The organism is Vibrio coralliirubri (genome assembly GCF_024347375.1).
GTDB lineage: Bacteria > Pseudomonadota > Gammaproteobacteria > Enterobacterales > Vibrionaceae > Vibrio > Vibrio coralliirubri.
In genome coordinates this window covers 870,625-892,348 of the sequence record NZ_AP025470.1, presented here as the reverse complement: position 1 = coordinate 892,348, position 21,724 = coordinate 870,625, and the positions used below count along the sequence as shown (strand labels likewise).

At 43.4% G+C, this 21,724-nt stretch carries 22 protein-coding genes; 12 read left to right on the top strand and 10 right to left on the bottom strand.

What is annotated here, in order from left to right; genetic code table 11:
* The first annotated feature begins 25 nt into the window (after positions 1-25).
* Together OCV20_RS04325 and OCV20_RS04320 are read left to right on the top strand one after the other, a co-directional pair.
* Positions 26-955, top strand: coding sequence for an SPFH domain-containing protein (locus OCV20_RS04325; RefSeq protein WP_086774640.1), 930 nt, complete (start codon positions 26-28; stop codon positions 953-955).
* 3 nt (positions 956-958) lie between these two features.
* Entirely contained in the window at positions 959-1,408 is a 450-nt protein-coding gene (locus OCV20_RS04320) for an NfeD family protein (RefSeq protein WP_086774641.1), read from the top strand.
* Between the two features lie 563 nt (positions 1,409-1,971).
* On the opposite strand, the gene cueR is transcribed toward OCV20_RS04320, so the two are convergent.
* The 5 genes from cueR to zipA all read right to left on the bottom strand — a co-directional run bounded on the left by cueR (position 1,972) and on the right by zipA (position 8,135).
* Positions 1,972-2,364 carry a Cu(I)-responsive transcriptional regulator gene (gene cueR, locus OCV20_RS04315; RefSeq protein WP_086774642.1) on the bottom strand — a complete coding sequence of 131 codons (393 nt, stop codon included), beginning with the start codon at positions 2,362-2,364 and terminating at the stop codon, positions 1,972-1,974.
* A 93-nt stretch (positions 2,365-2,457) separates the two neighbouring features.
* Positions 2,458-3,261: a DUF2057 family protein gene (locus OCV20_RS04310; protein WP_048617812.1), complete on the bottom strand. Its 804-nt coding sequence runs from the start codon at positions 3,259-3,261 to the stop codon at positions 2,458-2,460.
* Positions 3,262-3,357: 96 nt separating this feature from the next.
* On the bottom strand, positions 3,358-4,461 hold the full coding sequence (locus OCV20_RS04305) for a porin (RefSeq protein WP_048617810.1): 1,104 nt from the start codon (positions 4,459-4,461) through the stop codon (positions 3,358-3,360).
* 525 nt (positions 4,462-4,986) lie between these two features.
* Positions 4,987-6,999: an NAD-dependent DNA ligase LigA gene (ligA, locus tag OCV20_RS04300; protein WP_086774643.1), complete on the bottom strand. Its 2,013-nt coding sequence runs from the start codon at positions 6,997-6,999 to the stop codon at positions 4,987-4,989.
* A 92-nt stretch (positions 7,000-7,091) separates the two neighbouring features.
* The gene (gene zipA, locus OCV20_RS04295) at positions 7,092-8,135 is read right to left on the bottom strand and encodes a cell division protein ZipA (protein WP_086774644.1); all 1,044 of its coding nucleotides are present in this window, start codon (positions 8,133-8,135) and stop codon (positions 7,092-7,094) included.
* A gap of 229 nt (positions 8,136-8,364) precedes the next feature.
* Between zipA and cysZ the strand changes: the two genes are divergently transcribed.
* The 5 genes from cysZ to crr all read left to right on the top strand — a co-directional run bounded on the left by cysZ (position 8,365) and on the right by crr (position 13,353).
* Positions 8,365-9,123, top strand: coding sequence for a sulfate transporter CysZ (cysZ, locus tag OCV20_RS04290; protein ID WP_086774645.1), 759 nt, complete (start codon positions 8,365-8,367; stop codon positions 9,121-9,123).
* Positions 9,124-9,347: 224 nt separating this feature from the next.
* Positions 9,348-10,316, top strand: coding sequence for a cysteine synthase A (gene cysK / locus OCV20_RS04285; RefSeq protein WP_017061934.1), 969 nt, complete (start codon positions 9,348-9,350; stop codon positions 10,314-10,316).
* Positions 10,317-10,618: 302 nt separating this feature from the next.
* Entirely contained in the window at positions 10,619-10,876 is a 258-nt protein-coding gene (locus tag OCV20_RS04280; protein WP_004734263.1) for an HPr family phosphocarrier protein, read from the top strand.
* Between the two features lie 136 nt (positions 10,877-11,012).
* Complete coding sequence (ptsI, locus tag OCV20_RS04275) at positions 11,013-12,737, top strand: phosphoenolpyruvate-protein phosphotransferase PtsI (protein ID WP_017061935.1); 1,725 nt, start codon at positions 11,013-11,015, stop codon at positions 12,735-12,737.
* 106 nt (positions 12,738-12,843) lie between these two features.
* The gene (crr, locus tag OCV20_RS04270) at positions 12,844-13,353 is read left to right on the top strand and encodes a PTS glucose transporter subunit IIA (protein WP_004737851.1); all 510 of its coding nucleotides are present in this window, start codon (positions 12,844-12,846) and stop codon (positions 13,351-13,353) included.
* Positions 13,354-13,895: 542 nt separating this feature from the next.
* Here the strand turns inward: crr and OCV20_RS04265 are convergent.
* The 4 genes from OCV20_RS04265 to OCV20_RS04250 all read right to left on the bottom strand — a co-directional run bounded on the left by OCV20_RS04265 (position 13,896) and on the right by OCV20_RS04250 (position 18,032).
* Positions 13,896-15,029, bottom strand: a complete 1,134-nt coding sequence (locus OCV20_RS04265; RefSeq protein WP_048659821.1) for a flagellin — start codon at positions 15,027-15,029, stop codon at positions 13,896-13,898.
* A gap of 296 nt (positions 15,030-15,325) precedes the next feature.
* Positions 15,326-16,459, bottom strand: coding sequence for a flagellin (locus OCV20_RS04260; protein WP_086774646.1), 1,134 nt, complete (start codon positions 16,457-16,459; stop codon positions 15,326-15,328).
* 121 nt (positions 16,460-16,580) lie between these two features.
* A complete protein-coding gene (locus tag OCV20_RS04255) occupies positions 16,581-17,504 on the bottom strand; it encodes a Dyp-type peroxidase (protein ID WP_048606530.1) in 924 nt (307 codons plus the stop codon).
* Between the two features lie 66 nt (positions 17,505-17,570).
* Positions 17,571-18,032 (bottom strand): DUF2919 domain-containing protein, encoded by a 462-nt coding sequence (locus OCV20_RS04250; RefSeq protein WP_050644971.1) that lies wholly within the window; start codon positions 18,030-18,032, stop codon positions 17,571-17,573.
* Positions 18,033-18,141: 109 nt separating this feature from the next.
* Here OCV20_RS04250 and OCV20_RS04245 point away from each other — a divergent pair, with 109 nt between their 5' ends.
* Both OCV20_RS04245 and OCV20_RS04240 read left to right on the top strand, forming a co-directional pair.
* On the top strand, positions 18,142-18,486 hold the full coding sequence (locus OCV20_RS04245; protein WP_048612194.1) for a DUF2956 domain-containing protein: 345 nt from the start codon (positions 18,142-18,144) through the stop codon (positions 18,484-18,486).
* Positions 18,487-18,498: 12 nt separating this feature from the next.
* Positions 18,499-18,831, top strand: coding sequence for a DUF4156 domain-containing protein (locus tag OCV20_RS04240; RefSeq protein WP_048616132.1), 333 nt, complete (start codon positions 18,499-18,501; stop codon positions 18,829-18,831).
* A 91-nt stretch (positions 18,832-18,922) separates the two neighbouring features.
* On the opposite strand, the gene OCV20_RS04235 is transcribed toward OCV20_RS04240, so the two are convergent.
* Complete coding sequence (locus OCV20_RS04235; protein WP_004734273.1) at positions 18,923-19,210, bottom strand: winged helix-turn-helix domain-containing protein; 288 nt, start codon at positions 19,208-19,210, stop codon at positions 18,923-18,925.
* A 205-nt stretch (positions 19,211-19,415) separates the two neighbouring features.
* On the opposite strand from OCV20_RS04235, the gene OCV20_RS04230 reads away from it, so the two are divergent.
* From OCV20_RS04230 to OCV20_RS04220, 3 genes are all read left to right on the top strand, one after another.
* Positions 19,416-19,763, top strand: a complete 348-nt coding sequence (locus OCV20_RS04230; protein WP_017060699.1) for an ArsC family reductase — start codon at positions 19,416-19,418, stop codon at positions 19,761-19,763.
* A gap of 99 nt (positions 19,764-19,862) precedes the next feature.
* A complete protein-coding gene (dapE, locus tag OCV20_RS04225; RefSeq protein WP_086774647.1) occupies positions 19,863-20,999 on the top strand; it encodes a succinyl-diaminopimelate desuccinylase in 1,137 nt (378 codons plus the stop codon).
* A 45-nt stretch (positions 21,000-21,044) separates the two neighbouring features.
* The gene (locus tag OCV20_RS04220) at positions 21,045-21,719 is read left to right on the top strand and encodes a M15 family metallopeptidase (protein ID WP_086774648.1); all 675 of its coding nucleotides are present in this window, start codon (positions 21,045-21,047) and stop codon (positions 21,717-21,719) included.
* The last annotated feature ends 5 nt before the right edge of the window (positions 21,720-21,724 follow it).

The window sequence follows — 21,724 nt, the reverse complement described above, 5'->3', positions numbered from 1 at the left end:
AACTTAAACTTGCAAAGGATTTTGTATGCCTATTGATACCTTGATTACTATCGGCGCCTTTACTGCCGTCGCACTGTTATTTATCTTCGCTGGCGTAAAAACCGTTCCACAAGGCAACAACTGGACCGTTGAACGCTTCGGGCGATACACACACACCCTTAAACCGGGTCTTAACTTAATCATTCCATTTATTGATAAAGTTGGACAGCGCATCAGCATGATGGAGCGTGTTCTCGACATCCCAGCACAAGAGGTCATCTCTAAAGACAACGCCAATGTAGTTATCGATGCGGTGTGTTTTGTTCAAGTTATCGACGCGCCTAAAGCAGCTTATGAAGTTAATGACCTTGAACATGCGATCCGTAACTTAACCCTCACCAATATCCGTACTGTACTTGGCTCGATGGAGCTGGATGAGATGCTTAGCCAGCGTGACATGATCAATACCAAGCTACTGAATATCGTTGATGAAGCGACAAACCCTTGGGGCGTAAAAGTCACCCGTATCGAAATTAAAGACGTACAGCCACCAGCAGACCTTACTGCTGCGATGAATGCCCAGATGAAAGCCGAGCGTAATAAACGCGCTGATATCCTAGAGGCAGAAGGTGTACGACAAGCTGAGATCTTGAAAGCAGAAGGCCACAAACAATCAGAGATCCTGAAAGCAGAAGGTGAGAAGCAAGCCGCAATATTGCAAGCAGAAGCCCGTGAGCGTGCCGCAGAAGCAGAAGCTAAAGCGACAGAAATGGTATCAACGGCGATTGCTCAAGGTGACATGCAAGCGGTCAATTACTTTATTGCACAAGGTTACACCGACGCATTGAAATCTATAGGCCAAGCTGAAAACGGCAAGATCATCATGCTACCACTCGAAGCAACTGGCCTTATGGGTTCTGTCGCGGGTATCGCGGAGATGTTTGCACATAAGAATGACAAAGGTAGTAAGGACTAACATATGGTCGAATTACTAGAACAAGTAAACCACTGGCATTGGTTAGCGTTTGGTCTAGCATTGTTAGCGCTTGAGCTAATTGGAACCGCTGGTTACTTTTTATGGATAGGCATATCTGCCATGTTGGTCGGTGCCCTATTAGGCGCATTACCAATCGGTTGGCAGATGCAATGGCTGTCCTTCGCTAGCTTTTCTCTTATTACCACTTGGTTGTGGTGGAGAAGACAACTGTCTAATGACAAGCAGTCAGATGCAGTGCGAGAGCTAAACCAAAGAGAAAAACAACTGGTAGGTCAAACCGTTATTCTAAGTGAAGACGTAAAGAAAGGTAGCTGTCGAATTAAGTTCGGTGACTCTTCTTGGTCAGCAAAGGCTAGTCAAGATATTCCATCTGGCACCGAAATTAAGATTGTCGCTTTAGACGGAATCGTTCTAATAATAGAACCTTTATAAACAAGAGCTATATGAAGCCTGCATTTTCAATAAATGCAGGCTTTTTATATTTTTGAATCTTAATAATATTCGAATTATCATTGCGATAGATTGAATTGAAAAAAAAATAAGTTCTTATTTCGTAAAGCTAAAAAGTTTGATTGAGCTAAAAAGGTATAAGAAAGCCAGATTTCTTACTCAAGATATATATGAATAATTAGCCTGACTCTCGCTTAATTATAATTATTAAAAATGTTAAGTCCGTCCAATTTTTGAAATTTTCCTTTCCTTGTCCATACTTTCATTTATCTCAATCAGAGATAAACCTAATGGAGTTTTTATGAGACATTTTTTGATAATTCTAACCGCAATTTTCAGCTTATCATTCGGAAGCGCTCTCGCGAGCAGTCAGTCTCCTGGTAACGGAAACATGGGGCCTATCGTTAAGTGTTCAGATGGTAACGCAGTCACTCATGTACCACTGTTGATCTGTAAACATTACGGCGGAAAGGTGCTGTGATAGGTGATTAAAGTCAGGCTAGTAATGAAATTGCTGCCTGACGATTATTTAGAACTGGAATAACCTAACTGCGGCCAGAGAGATTATTCAAGATAGGACATTCCGTTGAAGTATCTCCAGGGCAGTCATGTACCCAAGATTGTAGCTGCACCTTCATCTTGTTTAACTCCGCAAGCTTCAACTCTATTTCATCTAACTTCTGAGTGGCCTTCTTCTTTACTTCGTAGCTTTCTCTGTTTGGATTAATTGCCAACTCGACAAGTGACTTACACTCTTCGAGAGTGAAACCAACCATTTTAGCTCTCAATACGAACTCTAACTGTTCGATATGAATCTCGCCATATTGCCTGTAACCATTTTCTGATCGGTGCGGTGGACTCATCATGCCTTTACTTTCGTAAAAACGAATGGATTTCGCTGTTGTACCAACACGTTTCGCTACTTCACCAATATTCACAATCTTACCTGTAAGCCTAAAATGAAAAACCGCAGTACTGTTGTTATACAATACTGCGGTTGAAAAACATAGCTAGAGACTTACGTTAGAAGCCTACTCTTGCTCTAACAGCCAAATCATAGTTTGAGATTTTTCTTCACTGTCTAGCTTATTAAACCAATATGAAACCATTTCGATCTCTTTTGAGCCTTCTAGTGATGCTGGCGTCGCGTTCTTACGGTTTTGGAATGCCCAATCCGTCACAGCAGATTGCTCTTCTTTTGTCGCTTGTCCATACCAGTAATTAACCATCTCTTGAGCTTGAGACGCTTTTGGTTCTTCAGCAACTACAGCCGCAACAGGTACCGCAACCGGAGCAACAGCGATAGCCGTATGATTATTTGCACCATTATAAATTGTGTCGATATACGCTTTCGGCACAATGAAAGTTGTACTCATGACTGAGTTTTGCCCATCAAGCGTAAACTCTAAGTTCTTTTCTCTTGCTTGCTGTATATCAGCGTCGCTTAATGGGAATTTAATATATTGAGTCTTTGTACAATGTTCGCTGCAACTTTCTCTTGGAACTTGTCTCTCTTCTAGCTCTAATGTCTTACCAAAAAAGCTAACGGTTTCGTACTCTTTATAGCTCTGGAAGTAACTCACATCCATAGTGATTGAAGATTCTGGAGCTGAGTTCTGTGTTACTTCTTTATTATATGTAAAATAAAGTGACGATTTCAGGATGTCAGCCCCGACATTCGCTTTGTTTTCCGCTACATAAGATTGTCCAGTAACTTGAATGTAACCACCTTTAGGCTGCACATCCGCCACTGAGTCTACAAAATTACTTTTTGAATCGAGTGAACTACAAGCTCCCAAAAATAATGATAATACAACTACACTAACTTTATTCATTATGACTAATTCCTTATGTTCACTATGGAAAAACGCTGGCAAAAAAATTTACCAGCGTTTTGATTTTATCTAACTGTTTAAGCTGATAATTCTAGCTTAGAAACCGTACTCAAGACCAACGCGAGTTACGATATCTGTATCAGCGTCACCAACAGTACGACCCGCTACACGTAGGTAAGGTACGAAACCGTTGTGAACAGCCATTAACTGACCAGAGATAGTGTTGCTATCTGTGTTAGCATCTTTAGAACCGTTTGTTTCAGACTCAAGGTTGGCAGCGTAACCTAGTTTGAAACCGATTGGGCCATTCCAGTATTGACCAATGATTGAGTAAGAATCTTGAGTCACTTTACGGATATTATTATCCAACTCTTCGCCTTTATAAGCTGCTGCTAAACCGAAGCCCGCAGGAAGGCTAGCTTCAAAACCAACGATGTATGCGAATGTGTCATCTTTGATTTCTGCAACTGCAGCTACAGGGTCTGAAGCACCTGTCTCTGGGTTGAACTCAAATCCAGCATCAACTGCAGGTGTCACGCGAGTACCAGATTCAACTGCACCCATCAAAGTGATTTTTTCGAAGCTGTACTTAGCGCTTGCGCCAGCAAAGTTAGCATCGCGTGTCGCATTGCCGCCACCATTGTTATCATCATCACGACCAACAGAAGCTGCAAAAGAGAAACCACCAAATTTAGCTGAATCGTAACGTACTTGGTTAGATTGACGATCGTAGTGACCGTTGATGCCGCCCCAATCGAATACAGAACCTAGACCAGGGTTAGAGAATGGCCAATCGACGATTTCGTATAGTGGTGTAAGAACACGACCCACACGTAGGTTACCCCAAGAGCCAGAAGCACCAACGAAAGTATCACGGAAACCTAGCACACCGCCTGAAACGCCACCGTGAGACCAGTCTGTGCTATCTACATAACCAGATTCAATCTGCATTGTGATTGTAACGTCTTCAAACATATCTTTATGAGCACGGAAACCGATGCGAGATTCATTCTCAACAACGAAGCCCTTGCTGTTATTATTATTGTCTGTTGTGTTGTAGTTAACCATTGAAATAGCTGCAACACCGTATACGTCAACGTTGAAGTCAGAGTTGATACCAACTTCTTTCGCCATTACACCTGTCGATAAAAGTGCAACGGATGCACCTAGTAGAGTACGTTTGAAAATTTTGTTTTCCATGGAATAAAACTCCTAAAAATGGATATAGCTGTTTGAATATTCCCCGCCTAAAGTTGGCCGCCGTAGAGAGAAATACCTTTTCTTGTTTGAGAACCCTAAACTCTGAATTCTCTATTTCCTTTCTGGTTATGCACATCGTGTGCATCCATGGCATTAAGACTAACTTCGCCCTCAAAAAGATCAATGAGAACTTAATTTTCATCTAAAAAAATATGAGTTGGTGCAAATTTAGTAGGTACTTAGTGATCCAGATCGATAAATTGTAAAGCTCACAACCAAAAACAATAAAAACAATAAATATCAAACACTTAATCCAATGGTGTTCTTATAAACATAGAAGTGACTCGCATTTTTGATACAACTATAACGGTATTTCATTAATGTTGAGCAGCGTCACTGTCCTGATTTTAGAGTTCGTATAGGAACAAAATTCTCAACAATTAAAAAGCCCTCATTTTTATATCAGAAACAAAAAAGGCACTCCCTTGAAATGAGTGCCTTTGAGCTTTTTTTATCTGTATTTACTTACGATATAAGGGCTATTAGATCTTCTTCTGTTCTTATTTCGATACCTAAATCTTGTGCTTTAGTTAATTTAGAACCCGCAGCTTCACCGGCAAATAAGATGTCCGTTTTCTTAGATACACTACCCGTCACTTTCGCTCCCAATGCTTGCAATGCCGCTTTGGCTTCACTGCGACCCAATTGAGAAAGTGACCCGGTCAACACAACTACCTTACCTTCTAGTGGTAGCTCTTGGTCATCCGCAGCTTCTTCGATGACAGGCCAGTTAACACCAAGTTCTATCAGCTGATCGACAACCGCTCTGTTTTTCTCTTGTGAAAAGAAGCTTGTGATATGGCTAGCGACGATGTCACCAATATCCGACACTTCAACTAATTGTTCATGCGTTGCAGCTTGAACCAGCTCCAGTGTTTTGAAGTGTTGCGCCAAGTTCATCGCAGTTGCTTCACCCACTTCACGAATACCTAACGAATAAAGGAAACGTGCCAATGTTGTGTCTTTGGCTTTATTAAGTGCACTAACCACATTTTGCGCCGATTTAGGCCCCATTCGGTCAAGAACTGTGATCACGCCTGCGCTGAGCTTGAACAAGTCAGCGGGCGTTTCTACCATTTCACGGTCTACAAGCTGCTCTATCACCTTTACGCCAAGGCCATCAACATCCAATGCCTTTCTCGACACAAAGTGCTTAAGCGCTTCTTTACGCTGCGCCTGACACACCAAACCGCCTGTACAACGCGCTACAGCTTCGCCCTCTACGCGCTCAACTGCAGAATTACACACAGGGCAAGCATCAGGGAAAACAATGTCTCTCGCTGTTTCAAGGCGACGATCTTGTACAACAGCCACAATTTGCGGAATAACATCACCAGCACGACGGATAATCACGCTATCGCCTACCTTCACGCCTAAACGAACAATCTCATCGGCATTGTGAAGGGTGGCATTACTAACCGTCACGCCGCCTACGAAGATAGGTTCTAGTTTAGCAACCGGTGTAATAGCGCCAGTACGGCCCACCTGAAACTCAACGTCATTGAGCAGGGTAATCTCTTCTTGAGCTGGGAACTTGTAAGCAATTGCCCAACGCGGTGCTCGTGCAACAAAGCCAAGCACTTCTTGAGCCGCGATATCGTCGACTTTGATAACAACGCCATCAATCTCGTAAGCCAACGCATCACGACGAGTCATAATATCTTGGTAATAGGCTTTCACGTCTTCAAGAGAGGTCAGTTGCTTAGTCTCAGGGCACATAGGTAAGCCCCAACCTTTAAGCTGTAAAAAGCGTTGGTAGTGACTATTTGATAGCTCAGCGCCTTGAACAACACCGACACTGTATGCGTAGAAAGCCAGCGGACGTTTCGCTGTAATACGAGAATCAAGCTGACGCAGGCTACCTGCAGCGGCATTACGTGGGTTAACAAAGACTTTCTCGCCTTTCTTCAACGCCATCTCATTCAACTTATCGAAACCCGCTTTTGGCATAAACACTTCGCCACGAACTTCAATACGCTGCGGCCAGCCTTCACCTTGCAACTTAAGTGGGATCGAGCTGATAGTACGCACGTTTTCAGTGATGTTTTCACCCGTCGCACCGTCACCACGTGTCGCAGCCTGAACTAAAGTACCATTCACATAGAGTAGGCTAACTGCAAGGCCATCAAGCTTAGGTTCACAACAGAAAGTCTTGAGGTTAGCGGTTGGCGCTCTATCAGACATTCGCTTATTGAACGCATCCAAATCTTCATCAGAGAAAGCATTGTCCAGAGAAAGCATTGGGATCTCATGAGTCACTTGAGTGAAACCATCGAGAGGCTGACCACCAACGCGTTGGCTCGGAGAATCTACCGTCACTAGCTCTGGATTCTCTTCTTCGATCTTTAGCAATTGCTGCATTAATCGATCGTACTCGACATCAGGGATCTCAGGGCTATCTTCTACGTAATAACGAACGGCGTGATAATGCAGAGTTTCTCTTAACTGCTCTAAGGTAACTTGAATCGATTCTTTCATATCATTCTCTGTCGTGATTGAAATATCAAAAAGGGCTCCCTTAGGAGCCCTTTTCTATAAATATAGATTATTTACAAGGCTAAACAATACGGCTAGGCATTCGATGCCGTCATAAAGTCTCTGATTTGCTTGCGGTAGTCAGATAAACGGTTTGGTGTCATTAAGTTGCGTGACTCATCCAACACGTTTCCGCCCATATCGTCGGCAATTTTCTGCGCCGCACTCAGCATCACATTGAAGTTTTGGTCAGCTTGACCGTAACAAGGTAGCGTCATAAAGAACGAAATACCTTTCGTCGTGAAATCAGCTGGGTCGTCATGTTCTAAAGTACCCGGTTGCATCATGTTCGCTACGCTGAAAATAACTTTTGGAGCGTCTGTAGATTGTGCAAAGCAGTGGTAGATAGACATCTCACCATAAGTTAAACCGTTGTTCTCCATGCTGCGGAAAAGTTCAGTACCCACGAATGGGATCTCTCCAGCACAATGAACATTAAGAACGATAACTTCTAAGCCAAGTTCTTCATCTGGCTTAGTTTCTTCAACAGGCGCACTTTGCGGAGTCACTACTTCTTTCGCAACAACAGGCTCTCGTTGAGTAAGCGTTTCGTTTGGAACGACTGGCTCATCAACTGTCTCAGAAGGTTCTTCAAACGAACCGTACTGCTCTTTAAAGCCGGCATGGTTTTCTTTTTGCTCGTCAGTCAACTCAAAACTTGGAACTTCAGGCTCAACGACCTTCTCTTCCTCAATCACTTCAGGTTCACTTTCAACCTTAATTGGGTCTTCTACGCTGAAAGAAGGAAGATCATTCAATTCGATGTCATCTTCGTAAGCTTCTTTCGATTGTGGCGCTGTTAGCGGATCTGAATCGATCAGCGGATCAGTCTCAGAGGGTGAAACAGCAAAATCCGGCTCTTTACGTTCTTTTCGGATTATCTCAAAATCATCTTCTGGGGCGAATGAACGGTTTGGAATAGTTTCTGCTTCATCTAAGCTGTCGTTATCAAGCTTACCGAGCGGCTTATCTCCAAACTTTGCTTTCCCTTCTTTTTTACTCGTCCATAGACCATGGAACAATAATGCGGCGATAGCTAATGCGCCAACAATAATGAGTACAAATCGCAATTCCTGCATTTTTCGCTCTCAGCTTTCTTAGTCAACTAGCTATAAACACGCTGTCACTAAGTTGGGTTAATTTGGCTAATCTCACTACTCTATCAAAAGTAGCCACTGTTTTAGAACAACTTAATACAATTAGTTCCTTACATGGTGTGATTTTCGCCACGCTTTTTTTCTTAATTTCGGTCGAGTACACTAGACATGTTTGCTATTTAACCAAATTCACATGTGACCTAATTTAAATATGACTATTGAATCTATTCCCCGCTCCGGCTTTGGCTATTTTATTTTCGGAATAAAAATCGCTTTATCACCGAGCATTCGTAAGTTTGTACTAATGCCACTTATCGCGAACGTGTTACTCGTTGGTGGTGCCTTGTTTTATATCTTCTCCAACCTAAACACTTGGATTGAAGGTTGGATTGGTGCATTGCCAAGTTTCTTGTCGTGGTTGTCATACATTTTATGGCCACTGCTTGTGTTAACCGTTTTGGCCACGTTCTCGTATTTCTTTAGTACGCTCGCTAACTTTATTGCCGCACCGTTCAACGGTTTACTCGCGGAAAAAGTTGAAGAGTTGTTGAGTGGTAAAAAAGTTAATGACGATGGTTTACTTGATGTTCTCAAAGATACCCCACGTATATTAGCGAGAGAATGGCGCAAGCTTGTCTACATTCTGCCAAAAGCGATCGGTTTATTCCTGCTTTTGTTAATTCCAGCACTAGGACAAACCGTTGCACCGTTTTTATGGTTCATTTTCACAGCATGGATGTTAGCGATCCAATACGCCGACTACCCATTCGATAACCATAAAATCAAGTTTGATGACATGAGAAACAATTTGAAACAAAAACAAGGCAAGAGCTACAGCTTTGGCGCGCTTGTTTCTGTGTTCACCACAATTCCAATTCTAAACCTGATCGTAATGCCCGTTGCCGTTTGCGGCGCGACGGCAATGTGGGTTGCTGAGTTTAAAGACCAAGCTCTGCGTTCTCGTCTATAACCCTTCCTACACGCCCTAGTCTCGCCTATCTTTTTGAAGTTCTGATTTCAATATAGATAGGCGTGAATTCTGCTACATATCTATATGATATAACTTTTTAATCCTTTTACCTTTTTTTCAACTTGTTTAATCTAAATTCAAGCTGAATAAACATCGTAAGACACTAGACGGTAAAGTGATTGATATACTACGTTTAGTTCTGTCATTAAATGAAGGAATATCGCATGAGCAAGATCTACGAAGACAACACCCTAACGATTGGTAACACACCTCTAGTCCGCCTTAACAAAGTAAGCAAAGGTAACGTCCTAGCTAAGATCGAAGCTCGTAACCCAAGCTTCAGTGTTAAGTGTCGTATCGGTTCAAACATGATCTGGGAAGCAGAAAAAGCGGGTACGCTTAAGCCAGGTATCGAGCTTGTTGAGCCTACCAGTGGTAACACAGGTGTTGCACTTGCATTCGTAGCAGCAGCACGCGGTTACAAACTAACGCTAACTATGCCTGAATCAATGAGCCTAGAACGTCGTAAGTTGCTTAAAGCGCTTGGCGCAAACCTAGTGCTAACTGAAGCACCAAAAGGTATGAATGGCGCGATTGCTAAAGCAGAAGAGATTGTTGCTTCAGACCCAGACAAGTACCTACTACTACAACAGTTCAACAACCCAGCCAACCCACAGATTCACGAGCAGACGACTGGTCCTGAAATTTGGGAAGCAACAGACGGCGAAATCGATGTATTTGTCGCGGGTGTAGGTACAGGCGGTACTATCACAGGTACAAGTCGTTACATTAAAGGTGAAAAAGGCAAAGCGATCACTTCAGTAGCGGTTGAGCCAGCAGAGTCTCCAGTGATTGCACAGGCACTTGCAGGCGAAGAAATCAAACCAGCTCCACACAAAATTCAAGGTATCGGCGCAGGTTTCATCCCTGGAAACCTAGATTTAGAGATTATTGACCGTGTTGAATCGGTAACTTCTGAAGAAGCTATTGAGATGGCTCAACGCCTAATGAAAGAAGAAGGTATTCTTGCAGGCATCTCATCTGGCGCGGCAGTTGTAGCAGCGAACAGAATCGCCGAACTACCTGAATTTGCAGGAAAAACTATCGTTACCGTACTACCAAGTTCTGGTGAACGTTACCTAAGCACAGCCCTATTTGCTGGCATCTTTACGGAAAAAGAGAACCAACAATAATATGTGGTCAAATCAATTTTTCGTCCAAAAAAGCCCCGTTTAGGGGCTTTTTTGTTGATCCCTGCCCCACCTTTGGTAATATCGGGTCTGTTTTATTTTTCGCTTCAAAATAAAAGAAGCAATAAACAAATTCTGAAAGTCATGAGTACTCAACAAAAGACGACCATGGCTGGATAAAAATTTATAACCAGTCTAAGTTCTAACACGAACATGGCGTACTAGCCTCTAGCGCATTTGGGCTAAAGCAGTTAAGCTAATCTGGTTACAAACTTACAAAAAATAAATTAATTGGGGTATATAAAATGTACGAGAAGCAAGTAGAAATCACAGCAGAAAACGGTCTTCACACTCGTCCAGCTGCACAGTTCGTTAAAGAAGCAAAATCTTTCGACGCTGACATCACAGTGACTTCTAACGGCAAAAGCGCTAGCGCGAAAAGCCTGTTCAAACTACAAACTTTAGGCCTAGTAAAAGGTACTAACGTTACTATTTCAGCTGAAGGTCCTCAAGCTCAGCAAGCAGTAGACCACCTAGTTGCTCTTATGGATCAACTACACTAATACGGTCTCCTTCTTTCAAAGCCATTTTGCATAGCAAAGTGGCTTTGTTCGAAATAGATAGGAATAAGCGCGACATTAGTCGACGACTTAAAGTCACACACTCTCCCGTTTACAGTTGAACAACTAAGGTAAGGCTATGATTTCAGGCATCCTAGCATCTCCTGGTATTGCTTTCGGTAAAGCACTACTACTTCAAGAAGATGAAATTGTCCTAAACACTCAATCTATCTCTGACGACCAAGTTGAAGCAGAAGTACAGCGTTTCTTTGACGCTCGTAACAAATCTTCTCAGCAACTTGAAGTTGTTAAGCAAAAAGCACTTGAAACTTTTGGCGAAGAAAAAGAAGCAATCTTTGAAGGCCACATCATGCTGCTTGAAGATGAAGAGCTAGAAGAAGAGATTTTAGCACTCATCAAGAAAGACAAAATGCACGCAGACAACGCGATCCACACTGTGATCGAAGAGCAAGCTGTTGCACTAGAGTCTCTTGATGATGAGTACCTAAAAGAACGTGCAACTGATATCCGTGATATCGGTACTCGTTTCGTTAAAAATGCTCTAGGCATCAACATTGTATCTCTAGCAGATATCAATGAAGAAGTTATCCTAGTTGCTTACGACCTAACGCCATCTGAAACTGCACAAATCAACCTAGACTACGTTCTTGGTTTCGCTTGTGACATCGGCGGTCGTACATCTCATACTTCAATCATGGCACGTTCTCTTGAGCTTCCAGCTATCGTTGGTACTAACGATATCACTAAGCAAGTTAAGAACGGCGACATGCTTGTGCTAGACGCGATGAACAACAAGATCATCATAAACCCTTCAGATGCTGAATTAGCAGAAGCTAAGAAAATCAAAGAAGATTTCGAAGCAGAAGCTGTTGAACTAGCAAAACTAAAAGATTTACATGCTGAAACTCTAGACGGTCACCGTGTAGAAGTTTGTGGCAACATCGGTACAGTAAAAGACTGTGACGGTATCCTGCGTAACGGCGGTGAAGGCGTTGGTCTGTACCGTACTGAGTTCCTATTTATGGACCGTGACGCGCTTCCTACTGAAGAAGAGCAATACGTTGCTTACAAAGAAGTAGCAGAAGCAATGGAAGGCGAGTCAGTGATTATCCGTACTATGGATATCGGTGGCGATAAAGACCTACCATACATGGACCTTCCTCAAGAGATGAACCCTTTCCTAGGCTGGCGTGCAGTACGTATCAGCTTGGATCGTCGTGAAATCCTACGTGACCAACTACGTGGTATCCTACGTGCTTCTGCACACGGTAAACTACGTATCATGTTCCCAATGATCATTTCTGTTGAAGAGATCCGTGAACTGAAAAAAGCAATCGAAGAGTACAAAGTTGAACTTCGCGCTGAAGGCCTAGCTTTCGATGAAGAAATCGAAATCGGCGTAATGGTTGAGACTCCAGCAGCTGCTGCAATCGCACACCACCTAGCGAAAGAAGTATCTTTCTTCTCTATCGGTACTAACGACCTAACGCAATACACTCTTGCGGTAGACCGTGGTAACGAAATGATTTCTCACCTATACAACCCACTATCTCCTGCTGTTCTTACAGTAATCAAGCAAGTGATCGATGCATCACACGCTGAAGGTAAGTGGACTGGTATGTGTGGTGAGCTTGCTGGTGATGAACGTGCAACGCTACTTCTTCTTGGTATGGGTCTAGATGAGTTCTCTATGAGCGGTATCTCTATCCCTAAAGTGAAGAAAGTAATCCGTAACTCTAACTTCGCTGAAGTTAAAGCTATGGCTGACGAAGCACTATCTCTACCTACAGCTGCAGAAATTGAAGCTTGCGTAGAAAAATTCATCGCTGAGAAAACTCAGTAATCGCCAAATGCTTAATAAAGTTAGACGGCTAAAAATAGTCGTCTAATTTGTTAGATTGGTATAGTATATTCTACAGAATAAAACTAAACGTTAGGAGCATGACACAATGGGTCTGTTTGACAAACTGAAAAAGCTTGTATCTGATGACAGCGCTGATGCTGGTGCAATCGAAATCATCGCACCTCTTTCTGGTGAAATCGTAAACATCGAAGACGTGCCAGATGTAGTTTTCGCTGAAAAAATCGTTGGTGACGGCATCGCTATCAAACCAGCTGGCGACAAAATGGTAGCTCCAGTTAACGGTACTATCGGTAAGATCTTCGAAACTAACCACGCATTCTCTATCGAGTCTGACGACGGTGTTGAGCTTTTCGTTCACTTCGGTATCGATACTGTTGAGCTTAAAGGCGAAGGCTTCACTCGTGTAGCTGAAGAAGGTCAATCTGTTAAAGCTGGTGACACTATCATCACTTTCGACCTAGCGCTTCTAGAAGAGAAAGCGAAATCTACGCTTACTCCAGTTGTTATCTCTAACATGGACGAAATCAAGGAGCTGAACAAGCTTTCTGGTTCTGTAACTGTTGGCGAAACTCCAGTTCTTAAAGTAACTAAGTAATCTCGATTACTTATCTGCTTTAATTAAAACGCTACCTAAGGGTGGCGTTTTTTGTACCTGTTATATTTGTTCAATACCTCAGATAGGCATTACTGAGTATCACACCGAAAACCTTCTCCTAGCTCCCTCAACCAGTGACAAACACACTGACCGTTTGTCCCCTGCTATCGAACTAGTTTTTTACTAAACGTTGTTAAGCGCTATTCAAAGCATTTCACCCATACATCAAATTACACTTGTGAATTTTAACAAACAGCAGATCTCTGATATCTCGTTCTACTCGATTCTGAGATGACGACTAGAGGCTTCGATTCAGGTAAACAATGGATCAATACTACCCTTACAGTGAGGCACGAACGTGATAGGGGATCTCGCTTTTGCTCCTGCCTACCAACATTGCACTTTTCTAAATACATACTCGCCAAATAACGGGCAATAAAAAACCCAGCCGAAGCTGGGTTTGTTTAGCGCTCATCTCTCACCACGAGCTAATTTGTGGAGGTCCTACGTTAACACTAGAGTCAACGTGGCCTTTCAATCGATTAACCTAGTAGGCTAAGTGCCGAGTTCGGAGCTTGCTTCGCTTGAGCAAGAATCGAGCTTGAAGCTTGAGAAAGGATCTGAGACTTAGTCATCTGAGTCGTTTCTTTCGCGAAGTCGGTATCTTTAATACGGCTCTTAGATGCATTAACGTTCTCGTTAATGTTGTCTAAGTTGCTGATAGCGTGGTCGAAACGGTTTTGGAAAGCACCTAGCTCAGCACGGTGGCTATCTACATACTTAAGTGCCGCATCGATAACTGCTACAGACTCTTGTGCGCCGCCAACTGATGTTACATCGATAGTATCAACGGTTACATCTTTGCCAGGTTGCATGCCTAGTTCACCCGCAAGGCTGCCAGAGAATGCCACTTCGCCTTCAACTTTGTTGTTACCAGTAAACATTTGTAGCTTACCGTCTTCAGTGACAGACGCTTTAACAGAATCTTGTTGACCGTTGATGTACGTTGCTAGCTCTTCGATGTCGTCACCCGCTTTTGCGCTGATGTCGATTTCTTGTGCTTGGCCGAAGTTATCAGTGAACGACAGTTTTAGGTCGTTAGAGCCTGCTTGAACGTTCCAGTCTTTGTCTTTCGCGTTCTCAGTTTGGTAGCTCTTACCACCCATCTGAGCGTTATCAGAGCGCATGTCTTTCAGTTGAAGCATTACCGCTTCACCGTTGTCCGCACCGATTTGGAATGATTTTGTACCGTGAGTACCGTTAAGCAGCTTGTTGCCACCAAAAGACGTCGTTTCCGCGATACGGTTTAGTTCGTCGTTCAGTGCTGTTACTTCTTCTTGAATCGCTACACGCTCAGATTTTGAGTTTGAGCCGTTTGAAGATTGTAGAGACAAATCACGCATACGTTGCAGGATGTTCGTCGTCTCGTTCATTGCACCTTCAGCTGTTTGTGCAATTGAGATACCGTCGTTCGCGTTACGTACAGCAACATCAAGACCACGACTTTGAACGTTCAAACGGTTCGAGATTTGTAGGCCCGCAGCGTCATCTTTTGCGCTGTTGATTTTTGAACCTGAAGCTAGACGCTCCATTGATGTTTGTTGTGCGCTGTTTGCGTTGTTTAGGTAACGTTGCGCTGTCATCGCTGAAACGTTTGTATTTACATTCACTGCCATGGTGACTTCTCCAATTGATTTTCCGGTATAGCGGTTTCCGACGTCTCGGAAAACCAAGTAGTTATCTCTAAGTTACTTTTAATAACGGCGTGATTAGCGAAACCTTTAGGAAAAAAACAACAAAATTAAAGAAATAGCGATAAAGGAGAAGAAAGCGTGACTGGCAGTGAAATTATCAAAAAAAGATGAGAAAAACGCTAAAGTTGCCGATAAGTCGGTCGAGCGATAATTTGTATTTTAATTAACCAAATGGACTGATTAAGTTGAAACACCTTTATAAGATTTGAGGTGATTTATTACCCTAATAAGGTTAAGGCAAGGTTCGGCGCTTGCTTGGCTTGAGCGAGTATCGTTGTGCTCACTTGCTGAAGTATTTGTTGCTTGAGCATTTGAGTGGTTTCTTTGGCGTAGTCGGTATCTTTGATTCGACTGTTTGATGTCGCCAAATTCTCATGAACGTTTTCAAGATTATTAATGGCATGATCAAAGCGGTTTTGCATTGCCCCTAATTCAGAGCGATGGCTATCGACATACTTCATCGCCGTATCCAAAATAGAGACAGCACGCTGAGCACCACCCACATCCGTTACATTGATGTCATCGACTGATTCGTAATAACCCGCAGACATGGAAAGCTCACTGGCTAACGAACCTGAAAAAGAGATCGTGCCCGAGGTATCTTCACCAGACATATAAATCTGAAGCTGTCCGTCATCATTAACAGAAGCCGATACGAGATCGGTTTGACCATTAATGTAAGTCGCTAACTCTTCAATGTCATCACCCGCTTTCGCGTTGATGGTGATCTCTTGTAGCTGACCAAAACGATCAGTAAACGACATCGTCATATCATTCTGGTTTGATTTCACTTCCCATGAATCACTGGCCATGCCATTAGCAACGTAGCTAAAGCCGCCCATGTTGATGTCATCAGTACGCATGCTTTTCAAACCAATCTGCACGGCTTCGCCCGAACTGCCGCCGATTTGAAACGAGGTGTGCCCAAAACTGCCGTTAAGGAGCTTTTTACCACCGAATGAGGTGGTTTCGGCAATTCGATTCAGCTCGTCATTTAAGGCGGTGACTTCTTCTTGAATAGCGATTCGTTCCGATGAACTATTCGAGCCGTTACTCGCTTGTAGGGATAAGTCTCGCATGCGCTGCATGATATTAGTGGTTTCATTCATCGCTCCTTCTGCAGTCTGCATAATGGAGATACCGTCGTTAGCATTTCGAACGGCAACATCAATGCCACTCATCTGTGCTTCTAATCGATTCGAGATCTGTAAGCCAGCAGCGTCGTCTTTTGCGCTATTAATACGGCTCCCTGAAGCTAAGCGCTCCAAAGATTGGTTCAGCATGTTATTAGCATTAGAGAGGTTTCTCTGAGCCACTAACGCCGAGACATTCGTATTAACAGTGATAGCCATAGACCTTCGCTTACAAAAAGATGAATAAAACTCACGATTGCTCTTATATCGACCAGTTCATATAAAGCTTTAATAAAAAAGGAGCCCTGAGGCTCCCTTTCTTTACTGCAGATGAGGTGATTTACTTAATCGTTAATGCGCTCAACATGTCAGTTGAAGGTGCAAAGTAGTAAGCGCCAGTCACTGCTTTGGTAAAGCGAAGCAGTTGGTCTGTTTTGCCATCTGTTGCGCCGTACATGCTCTCTAACATCGCATCGAAGTTATGACGAACGTTACAGTAAGCAATGAACAATAAGCCGTGATCGCCCGTAGCAGTACCATAAGGTAGGCTGTGGCGAACAATCTTAAGCCCCTTGCCTTCTTCTTTGATATCCACACGGCCAACGTGAGACGCCGCAGGAACATCATCTAACTCAATTGAATCAGGTTTAGTTCGGCCAATCACTTTCTCTTGTGCCGATACATTCAAACGATTCCAAGCTGGCAGGTTGTGCACAAAACGCTGCACCATCACATAACTACCACCAGCGAATTCACCCTCAGGCACAATAGCGACTTCAGCACGTTGTGCATCTTTCGGGTTTTCAGTGCCATCAACAAAGTCTGTCATGTCACGAGAGTCTAGGAAGCGGTAACCATAAGTTTCATCAACCACTTCAACATCAGCCGCTACTTCAGATAGCAATTTACGCAAGATAAAGAAGTGCAGATCATGTCGATTTGAATGACAGTGAATCAGAACGTCAGACAGTGTGCTCGGTGCAGTGATATCACCTTCACCCAGCGCAGGGAAGTCAATCAAATCAGCGGGCGCTGCTTGTTCGAACTTATCCCAAAAAGCTTTTGAGAACGCAACCGATGCCGTTAAGTTCGCATCAGGTTGAGTTTGGTTTAATTCGTCGATTAAACTCGGAAGCTTTTGAAGTTCCGCTAAAACATTAGCAGCGTTAGCATTCACTTTCAGTTGAACATAAAGAGCGAAAGGCCCAGCTTCTGGCAAGATAGCGCTTTGAATTTTAGGCTGCTCATTTGAGATGTTAAGCATAGATTAATCCTTTCATTTTTTAGCTTCTAAGTATAATTGGGAATGGGACAAATGTTTTGATGAGAATCAGTCTTCGTGCTCAACCACTTTAAAGCAATCCCTAGCAGCATGGCTATTAGTCAGGTAAAGCGATAACCATAAAAGCAGCAATAAAGTGATGCCATTGGACCAGCGGAACCATCCATTATCCAAATAGATCAAATAAATCGTATGTGAGCTCTGCGCCAAGATAGCCGTCATGGTGACCCAACGCCCCCAAGACACGACTTTATTGAGGCGTTTTCTATCTGGCGATCTTAGTCCAAATAGCCACATCAGTAGCAAACTAGGCACACTCAACGCGATCCCAACATAAAACATTTGATGATCTGGATAGATAATTTCGAGTATGTCAGTGCCCGACTCTCGGCTTGCTCCTGCGACAATGAAAACAACCAAAGCTTTCGCCAGAAACAGCCAACCTAACCATAATAGGATTGGGGCTTTTAAAAAGCCGTGCTTATCGTATTGTTCTATGGAGTACCGCACAAATCTCACTTTCAGTTATTTTCAAACCAACACTTTAACGCAAATCATTCATACTTAACTAGCTTTGCGTTATCTTAGTAGCCAATCCGTTTTAATTATCGAACTCAGTATGAAAAAGAAAACTAATACGCCGTCTGTTGAATCTCAACAAGAAGCACTGAAGATAGCCAAAGCGACTCAAAAGCCAGCTCAAACCAAAGAACAAACCAAGTTGATTGCTCAAGGTATCGAGAAAGGCATCGCACTGTACAAGAAACAGCAAAAAGAGCGCAGTCGCCAAGCCGACAAAGCAAAAAAGCGTGTACAGAAAGAGAAACAAACTCAACAGACTAATCAAGACCAAGAACAGAATGTCGACACGAGTGTTGAAACAACATCAAATCACGGCAGCAAATTACCGTGGCTACTACTGATCGCTAGCTGGATAGGCTTCGCGATTTATTTGATGAAATAACAGGGTAATCGTATGAAAAAGGAATTAATCGCTTTAGCTATGAGTGGTGCATTGTTAGGTTGCACAACACCAACATCAATACCTCATAGCGAAGCTGACAAAGTGCAAATGGATTACCACGGTGTGATTAATATCGAGCAATGCGAGTATAAAGGGGAAGTCACAGGCAGCGAAGGCCATTGGTACAGCTACCTGTTTTACCCGAATGACACATTAATTCAAGGCGCCATGAATGAACTCAAGTCGAATACGATTGAGCTAGGTGCAGATACCGTGATATTCACACTTCCCCAAGATTTTTCCACATCCGTGACTATGCTGGGAACTGCCTATCTGTGTAAGTAAATAGAAACGTAATGAGCTCGCTCACCACTCAAATGAGCGAGGTGCTCCCTACTATTTCTATTCTAAAAAAAGAAAGCCAGCTTTCGCTGGCTTATGCACTAAATCCAAGGCTTGTTGCTATATCGCCTTTACGCTGGATAACCCATTGACTATCAAATGGCCCCCAGTCGGATAACTGGTAATAGCCATCATTATGACGTCGCCCATCTTGAACAAACATAAGTTCGATACCGATCCCCGGTAACGCCTTGAGTACATCTTGAATAGTACGACGAGGCCACCCCGTTTTTTCGATGAGTTTAGGCACATTTGGCCTATCAAGGCTTTCCACTAACAATGCTAAATATAGCCGCCTTGCAAAAACAGGACTCAACTCCATTGACACCTCCTATATATGTGCAGCTCAATTATTTCTTTTTTCGCTGACAACATGTTGAGGCTGATCAATAAGTCTCCAATAGTGACATTTTCTTACGCTTTTTTTTCACTCTATGAAATATTCATCACTCTATTTTGTCTGAGTTGCTGCTTCCTGATAGGATTCAACTCATAACAATGAAATAAAATCACTCAAAGGAAGAATAATGACTATCACCATGTTTGGTATCCCAAATTGCGACACCATTAAAAAAGCAAAGAAATGGCTCGAAGCTGAAGGTATCGAGTTCGAATTTCACGATTATCGCAAACAAGGCATCACAGAAGAGCTAGTAACAAGCTTCTGCTCTGAGCTAGGTTGGGAGCTTGTGCTAAACAAACGTGGTACGACTTATCGCCAACTTTCTCAGGAACAGAAAGACACCCTAACAGAAGAAAAAGCGGTGACTTTGCTTGTTGAACAACCTGCAATGATCAAGCGCCCAATCTTAAAAGTAGAGGGCAAGCTTCACATCGGATTTAAAGCCGACCAATACGCGGCTATTTTTGCTTAGATCGTCGTATTGACATAGACAGACAACAGGACGTTGATCATTGAATCAGCGCCCTAAAAATTAATGACTAGACGTTTTATTTAAACAAGGAATTCAAGGATGACAGATAGCCCAACTTTGGCTCTGGCAAAAGACCTCATTAGCCGTCAATCGGTAACACCTGAAGATGCAGGCTGCCAAGAGCTGATGATTAATCGCTTAAAAGCGCTCGGTTTTGAAATCGAAGTGATGGTATTTGAAGATACGACGAACTTTTGGGCTCGTCGTGGTACCGAAGCGCCTCTGTTTGCCTTTGCTGGCCACACTGATGTTGTTCCTGCTGGCCCGATTGAGCAGTGGAACACTAAACCATTCGAACCGACTATCGTAGACGGTTTCCTACACGGCCGCGGCGCAGCGGACATGAAAGGCTCTCTGGCTTCAATGATTGTTGCAGTCGAGCAGTTCATTGCGGAGCATCCAAACCACACAGGTTCAATCGGTTTCCTTATCACATCGGATGAAGAAGGCCCGTTCATCAACGGTACCGTACGTGTTGTTGAAGCTCTGATGGCTCGTGGTGAGAACATCGACATGTGTATTGTTGGTGAACCATCAAGCACTGAGTTCGTAGGCGATGTTGTGAAGAACGGCCGTCGTGGCTCTATCACAGGCGATCTAACGATTAAAGGTACACAAGGTCATGTTGCCTACCCTCACCTAGCAAACAACCCAGTACATAGCTCCCTGCTTGCTATTAATGAGCTGGCAACAACTGAGTGGGACAAAGGTAATGATTACTTCCCGCCAACGAGCTTCCAGATTCCAAATGTGAGTGCGGGTACTGGCGCTTCAAACGTGATCCCTGGTGAGTTTAATGTTCAGTTTAACCTACGTTTTAGTACCGAGTTAAGCAACGACATCATCGTTGAGCGCATCACAACAACACTCGACAAATATGATTTCGAATACGACCTTAAGTGGACATTCAATGGCGACCCGTTCTTAACCGACGCAGGTTCACTGCTTGATGCTATTGTTGATGCTGTGGGTCACGTCAATGATGTGAAACCAGCTCTGCTAACGACTGGCGGTACGTCTGATGGTCGCTTTATTGCACGTATGGGCGGACAAGTGGTTGAACTAGGCCCTGTCAATGCAACGATTCACAAGGTTAACGAATGCGTGAAGGTAGCCGATTTAGAAAAGCTAACTGACATGTACGAAAGAACATTAGTGAACCTGTTCGCTAAATAGTCTTTCATCAGCGATTCATAGCATCTAATTATTGAGAGACTCGTTATGACACCAGAGCAGCTTACCGGACAATCAGATTCTCATCTAGAGCCTTGCCTGATCGGCACCAAGAGCTTTTTGGTCCACAGTGAGGTTAAGAATGACCTGAATAATTTGATTGAAGCTGCTCAGCTCGCTGGTTTTAAAATGGAGATTGCCAGTGGCTTTCGCGACTATGAAAGGCAATCTCTGATTTGGAACCGTAAGTTTTCTGGCGAAGCTCCGATATTAGATTCAGAAAGCCAACCTCTTGATCCATCAACACTGACTGAACATCAAAAGTTATCGGCAATCCTGAGGTGGTCTGCCCTTCCCGGAGCAAGCCGTCACCATTGGGGTTGTGACTTTGATGTCTTTGCTCGAAACGACTTACCTGAAGGCACACAGCTGCAATTAGAGCCATGGGAATACCTTACTGGCCACCAGCAAGCGTTTTACCAATGGTTATTTGTTCACGCTTCGCAATTTGGGTTCTTTTTTCCTTATAGCGAAGACCTCGGCGGTGTGGCAATCGAACCGTGGCATATCAGCCATCGCAAAGTATCGGAGTCGTGCTTATCACAGTTATCTCCGACTTTACTTGGCAAGCAACTCCAATCTAAGCCAATATTAGGGTATGAGATTATTATAGAGCAGCTAGACGAGATCTATGCGCGCTTCGTAGCGAATATCAGTCATTAGGAGCG